This window comes from Kosakonia sp. YIM B13588 (assembly GCF_042788165.1).
Lineage (GTDB): Bacteria > Pseudomonadota > Gammaproteobacteria > Enterobacterales > Enterobacteriaceae > Kosakonia > Kosakonia sacchari.
Map to the genome: position 1 here is coordinate 209,502 of NZ_JBHZPO010000004.1, position 14,036 is coordinate 223,537.

Genomic DNA, 14,036 nt, shown 5'->3' on the forward strand with positions numbered 1-14,036 from the left:
TAAACGGAGAGGGACAAACGCTTAGAGACCCGCTTCCAGGATGCGGATATGCGTCTCAAGCACGTCGCCTTTTACCGCTTCGCTCCACGCTTTCATATGCGGTGTCTGCAGGTGCGCTTCAAGGTGTGCGACGCTTTCCCACAGTTCCACCATCATGATGGAGTCCGGCGCGGTCGCCTGAAAACTTACGTTAGCCGCATGATCGACCAGCGGCGCGTAGCCGTGGCAACCCGCTTCCTGCAACACGACCGGTACAATCTTGGCGAATTCATCAAGTACCGCCTGGCGGTGATGCTGTCCTGGACGGGTACGGATTTCTGCAATTACTGTCAACATGATTAACCTACTCCCTATAAGTCCAGCTTCACAGTTAAGCAAAAATCTCACTCAGATGCTTGCGATATTCTGCGATATAGCGTGGCACGTCCGGCATTTTAATCACGTCATTCACGATAAAGGTTGGCAGTGCATCCATACCCAGGAACTGGTTCGCTTTATGGAACGGCAGGTAAACCCCGTCAACGCCCACGCCGTGGAAGAACTGTTCTTCATCCGTAAAGGCGTCCATCGGCGCGTTCCAGGTCAGCGACAGCATGTAGGTTTTGCCCTGAATCAGGCCGCCAGAACCGTATTTTTTCGAAGCGTCAGAACGCGTGCGACCGTCGCTGGCGTACAGCGAACCGTGGCCTTCGGTGAACACGTCGTCCATATACTTTTTTACTGTCCACGGTGCACCCATCCACCAGCCTGGCATCTGCCAGATAATGGTGTCAGCCCACAAGAAGTTCTCTACTTCTGCTTTGATATCGTAATCGCCGTCGGTACGTACGGTTTTAACATCATGCCCGGCGTCGCGCAGAAAACTTTCCGCGACCTCGGTCAGGGTGTCATTCAGTTGGCCGTTAGAGTGCGCGAATTTTTTCGCACCGTTGATAATTAAGATATTGCTCATGAGAAATCCTCGGTTAAATGCGTTTGACGGCGATTTTAACCGCATCAACGGTGCGGAAAAATTGGCAAAACGTGCAAAGACTTTTGCTTGAGCCGCAATAAACCTCGCTACCAGCTCACCTGCGCGATAAACCCGCCTTGCGGATGATTGCCAAATGCGACGCGCATGTGATGCAGTCGGGCAATGCGTTGCACAATTGATAACCCCAGCCCACTACCGGTTTGCGTTTGTCCCGGCGGGCGGTAAAAACGCTCGCCAATGCGCGCCAGCGCGTCATCGTCAATACCGGGGCCATTATCGCGAATGCTGAATTCAGTAGCGTCCAGCGTCACATCGACCACGCTGCCTGGTGGGCTGTAGCGAATGGCATTATCCAGCAGGTTACGCACCAGCAAACTCAGCAAAAGCGGTTGCGCCTGGCGGCTGACCGCAAGGGCATTGAGATGCAGACGTATATCGATATCTGCTTGCTGCGCTGTCGGGTAAATCTCCATTACCGCCGATTGCAGCAGGGAAGCCAGCGAAACCTCTTCGACGTCAGCAAGGTTGCTCAGGGAGTCCAGCCGGGAGAGCGTCAGTAATTGATCCACCAGACGCGTGGCGCGATCGATCCCCACGTGCAACTGGCTAAGGGCTTTTTGCTGTGCGGCGGGATCGTCATCGGAAAGCTGCGCGACCTCGGTTTGTACTTTCAGCGCCGCCAGCGGGCTGCGTAACTCATGGGCGGCATCGGAAGTAAAGCGCCGTTCACGCTGCATCATGCTCTGCGTACGATCAAAGAGTTGGTTCAGCGCGTCCACTAACGGGCGCACTTCATTGGGAACGCCTTCGCTACTGAGCGGATCGGCACGATCCGGCGCCCGTGAGCGCAGCGCCTGCGCCAGTTTTTTCAGCGGTCGCAATTCAAGGCTCAGCAATACGATCAATAGCGCCAGCATCAGCGGCAGGGCGATAAGCCACGGAGTGAGCTGCGAGGTGATGATCTCCAGCGCCATCTCGTGGCGATAATCCCACTCCTGGCCGACTACCACACGGAATTTCCCGTTCGGCGCAGTGAGCCACAGAAAACGCCATTGATCGTCATCATCACGTAGCTGCCCGTTATCAAACCCTTCCCGCCGGTAGTTATAGGGGATCTCTTTGCCGTTTTCGCCATCGTGCAGCAGCATATTGCCGTCGGTTGAGTAGATAGCGAAAGCCAGCGCATCATCATCCAGATGTCCGTGTTTGATCTTCTTTTTACCGAGCGCCGGCGCGGCGTTTTTTAGCGGCTCAAACTCCATCACGCTCAGCCGTTTGGCGAACAGCATTTGCTGGGTATCAAACAGTTTGTCGAGTTTATCGCGGGTTTGCTGCCAGGCAACGAGACTGGCGCTGAGCCAGGCGACCATCGACAGCAGCAAAAACAGCATAGTCAGGCGCAGGCGTAAACTCAGCGGGCGGGTCAGTTTCATGCGTCTCCCAGGGTATAACCGATGCCATGAACGGTGCGGATAAACGCCGTACCGAGCTTGCGGCGTAAATGGTGTACATGCACTTCCACCGCGTTGCTGGTGACCTCGTCATCCCAGGTATAAAGTTTCTCTTCGATTAATTTACGCGGCAGAACGCGCCCGGCATTGCGCAGCAGCAGCTCCAGCAGGGCGAACTCTTTCGGTTTTAGCGCCAGCGTTTCGCCGTCAAGCGTGGCGACCAGATTACCGGGATCGAGCGTGACGTTGCCGTGGCGCAGCAGGCTTTGCGTATGCCCGTGGCGGCGGCGAATAAGCACTTCCAGCCTTGCCGCCACTTCAACCAGCGCGAACGGTTTGCACAGATAATCATCTGCGCCCAGCCGCAACCCCTCAACGCGCTGGTCGATGGCATCGCGCGCGGTGAGGATCAGCACCGGTTCCGCGCGCTTTTGTTCGCGCCAGTCGCGCAGAATATCCAGCCCGTCGATGCCCGGCAGCGTTAAGTCGAGGATCACCGCATCATACGGCGCGCTAAACAGAGCTGCCTTGCCTTGTTTGCCATCGGTAAACCAGTCGACGCTGAAGCCTTTTTTGCCCAGCCCGGCTTTTAAACCGTCGCCGATGAGCGTGTCATCTTCCACCAGTAAAATGCGCATTTTGCCTCCTTTTACTCCATGTTATTGGCAGTAAAACCGCTGCTGGTCGACAATGTACAGCGGAAATAAATCTTTTTTCCCGTTAAGAAGTCGTTAAGGAGTGACGGGTTAAATGGACGTTAACCATCGTAAGGGAGATAAAACATGAAAAAGATTGCTGCACTTGTCGCTGTTCTCACACTTTGTTCCGCGCCCGTTTTCGCGGCGAATCCTGGTGGCTTTACCGGACCGGGTGCAACCTCGCAGAGCGGCGGTTTTACCGGGCCGAACGGCAGCAAAGCCACCGTTGAAAGCGCGAAATCACTGCGCGACGACGCCTGGGTGACGCTGCGCGGTAATATTGTCGAGCGCATCTCTGATGATACCTACCTGTTCAAAGATTCGACCGGCACCATCAATGTCGATATCAACCACAAGCGCTGGAACGGCGTGACCGTTGGGCCACAAGATACGGTGGAGATCCAGGGCGAAGTCGATAAGGACTGGAATTCAGTTGAAATCGACGTCAAAGAGATCCGCAAAGTCACTCAGTAAGCGCTAAACGCGCGTGAAAAAATCGCTCATCGCTATGACTCCTCGCCGCAGATAAGGTAGTATCTGCGGCAATATTGCCGCCGCACAGGCGGGCGCATACGTTGAGGAATCACGATTAATGAGCGATATGGCAGAGCGCCTTGCGCTGCATGAATTTACGGAAAACGCATACCTGAACTACTCCATGTACGTCATCATGGATCGTGCGTTGCCGTTTATCGGTGATGGCCTGAAACCCGTTCAGCGTCGCATCGTTTACGCAATGTCAGAACTGGGGCTGAACGCCAGCGCGAAGTTCAAAAAATCCGCCCGTACCGTGGGCGACGTGCTGGGTAAATACCATCCGCACGGCGACAGCGCCTGCTATGAAGCGATGGTGCTGATGGCGCAGCCGTTCTCCTACCGTTACCCGCTGGTCGATGGCCAGGGCAACTGGGGGGCGCCGGACGATCCGAAGTCCTTTGCGGCGATGCGTTACACCGAATCCCGTCTGTCTAAATACGCCGAGCTGCTGCTGAGCGAACTGGGGCAAGGCACCGTTGACTGGGTGCCGAACTTCGACGGTACGATGCAGGAGCCGAAAATGCTGCCTGCGCGCCTGCCGAATATCTTGCTCAACGGTACGACCGGTATTGCCGTAGGTATGGCGACGGATATCCCGCCGCATAACCTGCGCGAAGTGGCTAACGCGGCGATCACCCTGATCGAACAACCGAAAACCACGCTCGATGAGCTGCTGGATATCGTGCAGGGGCCAGACTACCCGACTGAAGCGGAAATCATCACCTCCCGCGCTGAAATCCGCAAAATCTACCAGAACGGTCGCGGTTCGGTGCGTATGCGCGCAGTGTGGAAAAAAGAGGATGGCGCAGTCGTCATTACCGCGCTGCCGCACCAGGTTTCTGGCGCGCGCGTGCTGGAGCAAATCGCCAGCCAGATGCGCAATAAAAAGCTGCCGATGGTCGATGATTTGCGTGACGAGTCGGATCATGAAAACCCGACGCGTCTGGTGATCGTGCCGCGCTCCAACCGCGTGGATATGGAGCAGGTGATGAACCACCTGTTCGCCACTACCGATCTGGAAAAAAGCTACCGTATCAACCTGAACATGATCGGCCTGGATGGCCGCCCGGCGGTGAAAAACCTGCTGGAGATCCTCACCGAGTGGCTGGCGTTTCGTCGCGATACCGTGCGCCGCCGCCTGAATCACCGGCTGGATAAGGTGCTCAAACGCCTGCATATCCTCGAAGGTTTGCTGGTGGCGTTTCTCAATATCGACGAAGTGATCGAAATCATCCGTACGGAAGATGAACCGAAACCGGCGTTGATGTCGCGCTTCGGTATCAGCGAAACGCAGGCGGAAGCGATCCTTGAGTTAAAACTGCGCCATCTCGCCAAACTGGAAGAGATGAAGATCCGCGGCGAGCAGGACGATCTTGCAAAAGAGCGCGATCAGCTGCAGGCGATCCTGGCCTCTGAGCGCAAGATGAACAACCTGCTGAAAAAAGAGCTGCAAGCTGATGCCGACGCATTTGGCGACGATCGCCGTTCACCGTTGCATGAGCGCGAAGAAGCGAAAGCGATGAACGAGCATGATATGCAGCCGTCTGAGCCAGTGACTATTGTGCTGTCACAAATGGGCTGGGTGCGCAGCGCCAAAGGCCACGACATCGACGCGCAGGGGCTGAGCTACAAAGCGGGCGATAGCTGGAAGTCTTCCGTAAAAGGCAAGAGCAACCAGCCGGTGGTGTTTATTGATACCACCGGGCGCAGCTACGCCATCGATCCGATTACGCTGCCTTCCGCACGCGGTCAGGGCGAGCCGTTAACCGGTAAGCTGACGCTACCGCCGGGGGCGACCGTTGAGCATATGATGATGAGCAACGAGGATCAAAAATTGCTGATGGCGTCCGATGCGGGTTATGGCTTCGTTTGTACCTTCAATGACTTAGTGGCGCGTAACCGGGCCGGTAAGACACTGATCAGCCTGCCGGAAAACGCCAAAGTGATGCCGCCGCTGGAGATCGAGAACGACAGCGACATGCTGCTGGCGATCACCGCCGCAGGCCGTATGTTGATGTTCCCGGTCAGCGAGCTGCCGCAATTGTCGAAAGGTAAAGGCAACAAGATTATCGGTATCCCTTCCGCTGATGCGGCGTCAGGCGCAGATAGCCTTGCACATCTCTATTTGCTGCCGCCACAAAGCACGCTGACCATTCACGTGGGTAAACGCAAAATTAAACTGCGCCCGGAAGAGCTGCAAAAAGTGCAGGGCGAGCGCGGGCGTCGCGGTACGCTGATGCGCGGCCTGCAAAAAATTGACCGTGTCGAGATTGACGCGCCTTCCCGCCCGGGTGCGGGCGACAGCGAAGAGTAATCTTCGCCGCCAGGCTCCCCACCTTCCCGGTGGGGAGATCTTTCTGAGAAAATTTCCCGTAAAAGCGTTGTTAATTCGTGCATTGCGATTAACAATACGTTTTTTTAAAGGCCGCACACCCTACTGCGGCCTTTAAAAAAATAGCCCAGGCCCGCTGCGGGTCGACGGCGACACAGCCAGTTTCAGCGTGATGGCGCTGGCGTGTATATAATGCTCAAAGGTATGGGCTTCAGAGGTTTGTTATGCTATTCATTTTTCGCGTCATTATTGTCGTCATCTACTCCATTCTGGTGTGCGTATTCGGCTCTCTCTATTGTTTACTCAGTCCGCGTAATCCTAAACATGTTGCCACCTTCGGCCATATGTTCGGTCGCCTTGCGCCGGTTTTTGGTTTGAAAGTCGAAACCCGTCTGCCGCCAGGCGCGGAAAAGTTCGGTAACGCTATCTATATTGCGAACCACCAGAGCAACTACGATATGGTGACCGCCTCCAGCATTGTGCTGCCGCCAACGGTCACCGTCGGTAAGAAAAGCCTGCTATGGGTGCCGTTCTTCGGCCAGCTTTACTGGCTGACCGGTAATCTGCTTATCGATCGCAACAATCGTGCAAAAGCGCACGGCACCATTGCCGAAGTGGTGAAACAGATCCAGAAACGCAATATTTCTATCTGGATGTTCCCGGAAGGCACCCGCAGCCGCGGTCGCGGTTTGCTGCCGTTTAAAACCGGCGCGTTTCATGCGGCGATTGCCGCCGGTGTTCCGATTATTCCGGTGTGTGTTTCCAACAATGCGAACAAAGTTAACCTTAACCGTCTGCGCAACGGGCTGGTGATTGTCGAGATGCTGCCGCCGGTAGATGTTTCGCAATTTGGTAAAGATCAGGTACGCCAGTTGGCGACGCACTGTCGCGAACTGATGGCGGCCAAAATTGCAGAGCTCGATAAAGAAGTTGCAGAACGCGAAGCAACCGGCCGGGTTTAATCTGTTTTATTTCGCAACACCGCAGGAGAGAAAACCTCCGGCGCATTGAGTCAGTTTTACACGGAGCAAATATGTCACTCAGTCGGCGTCAGTTTCTTCAGGCATCCGGGGTTGCGCTTTGTGCAGGCGCGGTACCGCTGAGGGCAAATGCTGCCGGGCCGCAACCGCCGCTGCCCATTCCTCCACTGCTGGAATCCCGGCGCGGCCAACCGCTGTTTATGACCTTACAACGCGCGCACTGGTCGTTTGCCACAGGCACACGGGCGCAGGTTTCCGGCATCAACGGGCGCTATCTCGGGCCGACAATCCGCGTCTGGAATGGCGATGACGTTAAGCTGATTTACAGCAACCGGCTGGCGGAAAACGTGGCGATGACCGTGAGCGGTTTGCAGGTGCCAGGCCCGCTTATCGGCGGCGCGGCGCGCATGATGACCGCCAATAACGACTGGGCACCGGTACTGCCGATCCGCCAGAGTGCGGGGACGTTGTGGTATCACGCCAATACGCCGAACCGCACCGCGCAGCAGGTGTATAACGGCCTCGCCGGGATGTGGTTGGTCGAAGATGAGATCAGCAAAACGCTGCCGATCCCTAAGCACTACGGCGTAGATGATTTCCCGGTCATTATTCAGGATAAACGGCTGGATAATTTCGGCACGCCGGAATATAGCGAGCCGGGCAGCGGGGGATTTGTCGGTGATACGCTGATGGTCAACGGTGCGCAAAGTCCGTATGTCGAAGTCTCTCGCGGCTGGGTGCGTCTGCGTCTGTTAAATGCTTCAAACTCTCGCCGTTATCAATTGCAAATGAGCGATGGTCGCGCACTGCATGTCATTGCCGGCGATCAGGGTTTTTTGCCTGCGCCAGTCTCGGTTAAGCAGCTTTCGCTGGCACCGGGCGAGCGGCGCGAAGTGCTGGTGGATATGACCAACGGCGATGAAGTGTCGATCACCTGCGGTGAAGCGGCGAGCATTATGGATCGCCTGCGCGGCTTCTTTGAACCGTCGAGCATTTTGATCTCCACGCTGGTGTTGACGCTGCGACCAACCGGCCTGCTGCCGCTGGTCACCGACACGCTGCCGATGCGCTTGTTGCCGTCCGATATTCAGGCCGGTACGCCAACCCGCAACCGCGACATCACCCTGGGTAGCGATCCGGGCATTAACAGCCAGCTATGGGATACGCAGCGTATCGATATTACCGCCCAGCAGGGCACCTGGGAGCGCTGGACGGTGCGTGCGGAGATGCCGCAATCGTTCCATATGGAAGGCGTGATGTTCCAGGTGCGCAACGTTAACGGCGCGATGCCTTTCCCGGAAGACCGGGGCTGGAAAGATACGGTCTGGATTGACGGTCAAGTGGAGCTGCTGGTGTGGTTTGGTCAGCCTTCATGGCCGCACTTCCCGTTCCTGTATCAAAGCCAGACGCTGGAAATGGCCGATCGTGGTTCCGTGGGGCAACTGCTGGTGAACCCCGCGCCATAACTGACCTGGCCTGGTGGCTACACGCTTATCAGGCCTTGACAAAATCCTCCTTCATTTCGTGCAAGTTTACGGCGTATAATCGCCGCCCTTTGATGATTTTTTTACCACTTTTGGAAGCAAGATGAGCGCAATATCCCTGATCCAACCGGATCGTGACCTTTTCTCATGGCCCCAGTACTGGGCGGCCTGCTTCGGCCCCGCGCCGTTTTTGCCGATGTCGCGCGAAGAGATGGATCAACTTGGCTGGGATAGCTGCGACATCATTCTGGTGACGGGTGATGCCTATGTCGATCACCCGAGTTTCGGTATGGCCATTTGCGGTCGTATGTTGGAAGCGCAGGGCTTTCGCGTTGGCATCATCGCCCAGCCGGACTGGAACAGCAAAGACGACTTTATGCGCCTCGGTAAACCGAACCTGTTTTTCGGCGTGACCGCTGGCAACATGGACTCGATGATCAACCGCTACACCGCCGATCGTAAGCTGCGCCATGACGATGCCTACACACCGGATAACGTCGCCGGTAAACGCCCGGATCGCGCGACGCTGGTTTATACCCAGCGCTGTAAAGAGGCGTGGAAAGATGTGCCGGTGATCCTCGGCGGTATCGAAGCCAGCCTGCGCCGTACCGCGCATTATGATTACTGGTCCGATACAGTGCGTCGATCGGTGCTGATCGATGCCAAAGCCGACATGCTAATGTTCGGCAACGGCGAGCGCCCGCTGGTGGAAGTAGCGCACCGCCTCGCTGCCGGTGAACCGATCGGTGAAATCCGCGACGTGCGTAACACCGCGATCATCGTCAAAGAAGCGTTGCCTGGCTGGAGCGGCGTTGACTCTACGCGCCTTGATACGCCGGGCAAAATCGATCCGATTCCGCATCCTTACGGCGATGATCTGCCGTGTGCCGATAACAAACCGGTTGAGCCGAAAGCGCAGGAAGCAAAACGCGTTACCGTTCAGCCGCCGCGCCCGAAACCGTGGGAGAAAACCTACGTGCTGCTGCCTTCCTTTGAGAAGGTGAAAGCCGACAAAGTGCTCTACGCGCACGCGTCGCGCATTCTGCACCACGAAACGAACCCCGGTTGCGCCCGTGCGCTGCTGCAAAAGCATGGCGATCGTTATATCTGGATCAACCCTCCGGCGATCCCGCTGTCGACCGAAGAGATGGACAGCGTTTTTGCGCTGCCTTACAAGCGCGTGCCGCACCCGGCATACGGTAACAGCCGTATTCCGGCCTACGAGATGATCCGCTTCTCGATTAACATCATGCGCGGCTGCTTTGGTGGCTGTTCTTTCTGCTCGATCACTGAGCATGAAGGGCGCATTATTCAGAGCCGCTCCGAAGACTCGATCATCAACGAGATCGAAGCGATTCGTGACACGGTGCCCGGTTTTACTGGCGTTATCTCCGATCTTGGTGGGCCAACCGCCAACATGTATATGTTGCGCTGTAAATCACCGCGCGCTGAACAGACATGTCGTCGTCTCTCCTGTGTTTATCCGGATATCTGTCCGCACATGGACACCAACCACCAGCCGACGATCGATCTCTATCGCCGTGCCCGCGATCTGAAAGGTATCAAAAAGATCCTGATCGCTTCTGGCGTGCGTTACGATCTGGCGGTGGAGGATCCACGCTATGTGAAAGAACTGGCGACGCACCACGTCGGTGGTTATCTGAAGATTGCCCCGGAGCATACCGAAGAGGGGCCGCTGTCGAAGATGATGAAACCGGGAATGGGCAGCTACGACCGCTTTAAACAGCTGTTCGACACCTATTCTAAAGAGGCGGGTAAAGAGCAGTATCTGATCCCGTACTTTATCTCTGCGCACCCCGGCACGCGCGATGAAGATATGGTGAACCTGGCGTTGTGGCTCAAGCGTCACCGTTTCCGCTTAGATCAGGTGCAGAACTTCTACCCGTCACCGCTGGCTAACTCGACGACCATGTATTACACCGGGAAAAACCCGCTGTCGAAGATCGATTACAAGAGCGAAGAAGTGGTGGTGCCGAAAGGGGATAAACAGCGGCGCCTGCATAAAGCGCTGCTGCGTTATCACGATCCGGCTAACTGGCCGCTGCTGCGCCAGGCGCTGGAAGCGATGGGTAAAAAGCACCTGATTGGTTCACGCCGTGAATGCCTGGTGCCAGCGCCGACGCTTGATGAAATGCGCGAAGCGCGACGCCAGAATCGCCAGTCGCGCCCGGCATTAACCAAGCACACGCCGATTGTGCATCAGCGCAGCAATGGTAAAAACACCGCCGCTGCGCCGGCGAAGAAAAAAGCCTCACGCGTGCGTTAAGCACATAAAAATCCCGGCGAGATGCCGGGATTTTTGTTTTCTGTAGACAAAAAGCCACAATGACAGCGCTGTGGCCTGCTGGAAAAACTTAACCCCCGAACTGATCCGGGTCCGGCCCCAGCCGTTTACCGGCGTCCAGTTTGGCGATCTCCGCCAGCTCGTCTTTATCCAGGCGGAAATCCCAGACGTTAAAGTTCTCGGCGATACGCGCCGGGGTGACCGATTTCGGGATCACCACCAGACCGCTATCAAGATGCCAGCGGATCACCACCTGAGCAGGCGTTTTGCCGTATTTATCTGCCAGATCGCGAATAATTTTCTGATCAAACACCCCTTCGCCGCCCTGCGCCAGCGGGCTCCAGGACTCGGTCTGGATTTTATGCGTCGCGTTCCAGGCATGCAGTTGCCGCTGCTGCATCAACGGGTGCAGTTCGATCTGGTTAATAACCGGGATCACGCTGGTTTCATCAATGATCTTTTGCAGGTGGTGGATCTCGAAATTACACACGCCGATACTTTTTACCAGCCCCTGTTTTTGCAGTTCGATCATGCCTTGCCAGGCCTCAACGTAATGATCGATAGCCGGAACCGGCCAGTGCATCAGATAGAGATCGACGTAATCCAGTTGCAGCTTTTTCAGGCTGGTTTTCAGCGCTTCGGCGGGATGTTTTTGATCGTCATTCCACAACTTGGTGGTAATAAACAACTCCTCACGCGGTACGCCTGCGCTGGCTAACGCTTTGCCAACGCCCTCTTCGTTCTGGTAGGCGGCGGCGGTATCAATGGAGCGATATCCTACCTCCAGCGCCTTTTGGATAGCGGTTATCACTTCCTCGTTGCTCGCTTTCCACACGCCAAGACCCAGTTGCGGCATCAGGTTGCCGTCAGAAAGCTTAATCACGGTTGGATGTGTCATGCATTTCTCCTTTGAATAAGCTTACCGGGACGAGCCCGGTAAGGTGATGTGCATTAAGTGTGGTCGAAAAAACCAAAAACGGAAGGCGGGGCAATGAGACCTTAACGTGCCGCTTCGTAAATACGACGGCTCACATCCAGCGTGATATCCTGGCGCTCGCCCAGTTTTGTCATGCCGTGTTCTTCCAGTTTCGCCAGCAGCGCCGGAATGGAACTACCGTCCAGGCCATAACCGGAAAGGCGGGTCGGAACGCCCATCTGCTCGAAGAAGTTGCGCGTGGCTTCAATCGCCGCGTCGATACGCTCGTTCTCAGAACCGTCTTTGATGTTCCAGACGCGCTCTGCGTATTGCAGCAGTTTTTCGCGTTTAGTATCGCGTTTCTCATTCCACAGTGCAGGCAGAACCACCGCCAGCGTCTGGGCGTGGTCAAGACCATGCATCGCCGTCAGTTCGTGGCCCAGCATATGCGTAGCCCAATCCTGCGGCACGCCCGCGCCAATCAGGCCGTTCAGCGCTTGTGTCGCCGCCCACATCACGTTGGCGCGCACGTCGTAGTTTTCCGGCTCCTGCAAGGCTTTCGGGCCTTCTTCAATCAGCGTCAGCAGAATGCCTTCGGCAAAGCGATCCTGGATTTTGCCATCGACCGGATAAGTGACGTACTGCTCAACGGTATGAACAAATGCGTCAACCACGCCGTTCGCCACCTGGCGTGGCGGCAGGGTATAGGTGTAGACCGGATCCAGCACCGCGAAGACCGGCTGAACGAACGGGGAGTGGAACGCTTGTTTGTCGCCGGTCGCTTTACGCGATACCACTGCGCCTGCGTTGGACTCGGAACCGGTCGCCGGCAGCGTCAGCACAGAACCCATCGGGATCGCGCTTTTAATTTCGCCGCCGCGCGTTTGCAGGATGTGCCACGGATCAACGCCCTCGGCATAGTGAGCCGCAGCAGCGATAAACTTAGTGCCGTCCAGCACGGAACCGCCGCCGACTGCCAGCAGGAAGGTGATGTTTTCGTCTTTAACGACCTGTACCGCTTTCATCAGCGTTTCGTAGGTCGGGTTCGGTTCGATGCCGCTGAATTCAAGCACATCCAGCCCTTGCAGCGCGCTGTAAACCTGGTCGAGCACGCCGTTTTTCTTCACGCTGCCGCCACCGTAGGTGATCAGTACGCGGGCACCTGCCGGGATTTGCTCACGCAGATTGGCAATGGCACCTTTGCCGAACAGAATGCGGGTCGGGGTATGCAGATTAAAATTGTTCATTGCTCGTTCCCTTCTTATTGAGGTGAAAAAAGAGTGTGGCGGTGATTTGCCCAATGGCGATTATTGTGGGCGCGGGCTGGCGCGCTCTCAATGCACATTCCTGCCGATGTCTTGCCTGTTTCTCCTTGTGACTGGAGAAAAAGCACAAAAGTTTGCACACTGTACGGGTCGAAATAGCCTGCCGGAGTGGCGAGAAATGAAGCGTGAAGAGATTTGCCTGCAGCTCACTGAAAAGATTAAACGATTGAAAGGGAATGAAAATAGGCTCAATGCACTGCTGCCGGATATCCGCTTACTGTACGGTACTCAGCCGGGAACCCGTACACCGGTCATGTACCTGCCGGGCATCGTTTTTCTCTTTTCCGGTCACAAAATTGGTTATATCAATGAAAGAGTCTTTCGTTATGACACCAATGAATATTTACTGCTGACCGTACCGCTGCCGTTTGAGTGTGAAACCTTCGCCACGCCGGAAGTACCGCTGGCGGGGATCCGTCTGAATGTCGATATCCTGCAATTGCAGGAGCTGCTGATGGATATCGGCGAAGATGAACATTTTCGCCCGGACGTGGCGGCAAGCGGCATTAACTCAGCGGTGTTATCAGAAGAGATCCTCTGTGCCGCTGAGCGTTTGCTGGATGTGATGGAACGTCCGCTGGATGCGCGTATTCTCGGCAAACAGATTATCCGCGAAATGCTTTACCACGTGCTAACCGGGCCGCGTGGCGGTGCGCTGCTGGCGTTAGTCAGCCGCCAGACCCACTTCAGCCTGATAAGCCGCGTGCTAAAACGCATTGAAAGCCAGTACACGGAAAACCTCAGCGTCGATCAACTGGCGGCGGAAGCCAATATGAGCGTTTCGGCGTTTCACCATAACTTTAAATCGGTGACCAGCACCTCGCCGCTGCAATACCTGAAAACTTACCGCCTGCACAAAGCGCGCATGTTAATGGTGCACGATGGCATGAAAGCCGGAGCGGCGGCCATGCGCGTTGGCTATGAAAGCCCGTCGCAATTTAGCCGCGAGTTTAAGCGCTATTTTGGCCTGACGCCGGGAGAAGATGTGGCGAGAATTCGCATGATGCAGGGAATGTAAGACTTCCCCTCTTCATG

Annotated in this window: 12 protein-coding genes; 6 read left to right on the forward strand and 6 right to left on the reverse strand. The window is 56.0% G+C overall.

The annotated features are described in order from the left end of the window. Positions 1–21: 21 nt before the first annotated feature. The 4 genes from ACFX4U_RS10085 to qseB all read right to left on the reverse strand — a co-directional run bounded on the left by ACFX4U_RS10085 (position 22) and on the right by qseB (position 3,062). Positions 22–336, reverse strand: coding sequence for a putative quinol monooxygenase (locus ACFX4U_RS10085; protein ID WP_200552272.1), 315 nt, complete (start codon positions 334–336; stop codon positions 22–24). Positions 337–370: 34 nt separating this feature from the next. After that, positions 371–952, reverse strand: coding sequence for an NAD(P)H-dependent oxidoreductase (locus tag ACFX4U_RS10090; protein WP_017457467.1), 582 nt, complete (start codon positions 950–952; stop codon positions 371–373). A gap of 107 nt (positions 953–1,059) precedes the next feature. Then, positions 1,060–2,406, reverse strand: a complete 1,347-nt coding sequence (gene qseC, locus ACFX4U_RS10095) for a quorum sensing histidine kinase QseC (RefSeq protein WP_349350408.1) — start codon at positions 2,404–2,406, stop codon at positions 1,060–1,062. Next, positions 2,403–3,062 carry a quorum sensing response regulator transcription factor QseB gene (qseB, locus tag ACFX4U_RS10100; RefSeq protein WP_313509826.1) on the reverse strand — a complete coding sequence of 220 codons (660 nt, stop codon included), beginning with the start codon at positions 3,060–3,062 and terminating at the stop codon, positions 2,403–2,405. Before qseB ends, qseC begins: the two co-directional genes overlap by 4 nt. Before the next feature lie 144 nt (positions 3,063–3,206). Here qseB and ACFX4U_RS10105 point away from each other — a divergent pair, with 144 nt between their 5' ends. From ACFX4U_RS10105 to ACFX4U_RS10125, 5 genes are all read left to right on the forward strand, one after another. After that, positions 3,207–3,596, forward strand: a complete 390-nt coding sequence (locus ACFX4U_RS10105) for a YgiW/YdeI family stress tolerance OB fold protein (RefSeq protein ID WP_200552268.1) — start codon at positions 3,207–3,209, stop codon at positions 3,594–3,596. A 118-nt stretch (positions 3,597–3,714) separates the two neighbouring features. Continuing rightward, positions 3,715–5,973 (forward strand): DNA topoisomerase IV subunit A, encoded by a 2,259-nt coding sequence (gene parC, locus ACFX4U_RS10110; protein WP_305734967.1) that lies wholly within the window; start codon positions 3,715–3,717, stop codon positions 5,971–5,973. A 242-nt stretch (positions 5,974–6,215) separates the two neighbouring features. Further along, on the forward strand, positions 6,216–6,953 hold the full coding sequence (gene plsC, locus ACFX4U_RS10115) for a 1-acylglycerol-3-phosphate O-acyltransferase (RefSeq protein WP_200552266.1): 738 nt from the start codon (positions 6,216–6,218) through the stop codon (positions 6,951–6,953). Positions 6,954–7,024: 71 nt separating this feature from the next. Beyond that, the gene (ftsP, locus tag ACFX4U_RS10120; protein WP_305734968.1) at positions 7,025–8,437 is read left to right on the forward strand and encodes a cell division protein FtsP; all 1,413 of its coding nucleotides are present in this window, start codon (positions 7,025–7,027) and stop codon (positions 8,435–8,437) included. A 121-nt stretch (positions 8,438–8,558) separates the two neighbouring features. Continuing rightward, positions 8,559–10,742 (forward strand): YgiQ family radical SAM protein, encoded by a 2,184-nt coding sequence (locus ACFX4U_RS10125; protein ID WP_200552264.1) that lies wholly within the window; start codon positions 8,559–8,561, stop codon positions 10,740–10,742. An 88-nt stretch (positions 10,743–10,830) separates the two neighbouring features. Here ACFX4U_RS10125 and dkgA read toward each other — a convergent pair whose 3' ends face one another. After that, positions 10,831–11,658, reverse strand: coding sequence for a 2,5-didehydrogluconate reductase DkgA (dkgA, locus tag ACFX4U_RS10130; protein ID WP_305734970.1), 828 nt, complete (start codon positions 11,656–11,658; stop codon positions 10,831–10,833). Positions 11,659–11,759: 101 nt separating this feature from the next. Further along, the gene (gene yqhD / locus ACFX4U_RS10135; protein ID WP_313509832.1) at positions 11,760–12,923 is read right to left on the reverse strand and encodes an alcohol dehydrogenase; all 1,164 of its coding nucleotides are present in this window, start codon (positions 12,921–12,923) and stop codon (positions 11,760–11,762) included. 196 nt (positions 12,924–13,119) lie between these two features. Between yqhD and ACFX4U_RS10140 the strand changes: the two genes are divergently transcribed. After that, a complete protein-coding gene (locus ACFX4U_RS10140; protein ID WP_349350409.1) occupies positions 13,120–14,019 on the forward strand; it encodes an AraC family transcriptional regulator in 900 nt (299 codons plus the stop codon). The last annotated feature ends 17 nt before the right edge of the window (positions 14,020–14,036 follow it).

Bases quoted from the DNA above. Each gene is read 5' to 3' on its own strand.
- yqhD (WP_313509832.1), bottom strand. From the start codon at position 12,923: ATGAACAATTTTAATCTGCATACCCCGACCCGCATTCTGTTCGGCAAA.
- parC (WP_305734967.1), top strand. From the start codon at position 3,715: ATGAGCGATATGGCAGAGCGCCTTGCGCTGCATGAATTTACGGAAAAC.
- ACFX4U_RS10105 (WP_200552268.1), top strand. From the start codon at position 3,207: ATGAAAAAGATTGCTGCACTTGTCGCTGTTCTCACACTTTGTTCCGCG.
- ACFX4U_RS10090 (WP_017457467.1), bottom strand. From the start codon at position 952: ATGAGCAATATCTTAATTATCAACGGTGCGAAAAAATTCGCGCACTCT.
- ACFX4U_RS10125 (WP_200552264.1), top strand. From the start codon at position 8,559: ATGAGCGCAATATCCCTGATCCAACCGGATCGTGACCTTTTCTCATGG.
- plsC (WP_200552266.1), top strand. From the start codon at position 6,216: ATGCTATTCATTTTTCGCGTCATTATTGTCGTCATCTACTCCATTCTG.
- dkgA (WP_305734970.1), bottom strand. From the start codon at position 11,658: ATGACACATCCAACCGTGATTAAGCTTTCTGACGGCAACCTGATGCCG.
- ACFX4U_RS10140 (WP_349350409.1), top strand. From the start codon at position 13,120: ATGAAGCGTGAAGAGATTTGCCTGCAGCTCACTGAAAAGATTAAACGA.
- qseC (WP_349350408.1), bottom strand. From the start codon at position 2,406: ATGAAACTGACCCGCCCGCTGAGTTTACGCCTGCGCCTGACTATGCTG.
- qseB (WP_313509826.1), bottom strand. From the start codon at position 3,062: ATGCGCATTTTACTGGTGGAAGATGACACGCTCATCGGCGACGGTTTA.
- ftsP (WP_305734968.1), top strand. From the start codon at position 7,025: ATGTCACTCAGTCGGCGTCAGTTTCTTCAGGCATCCGGGGTTGCGCTT.
- ACFX4U_RS10085 (WP_200552272.1), bottom strand. From the start codon at position 336: ATGTTGACAGTAATTGCAGAAATCCGTACCCGTCCAGGACAGCATCAC.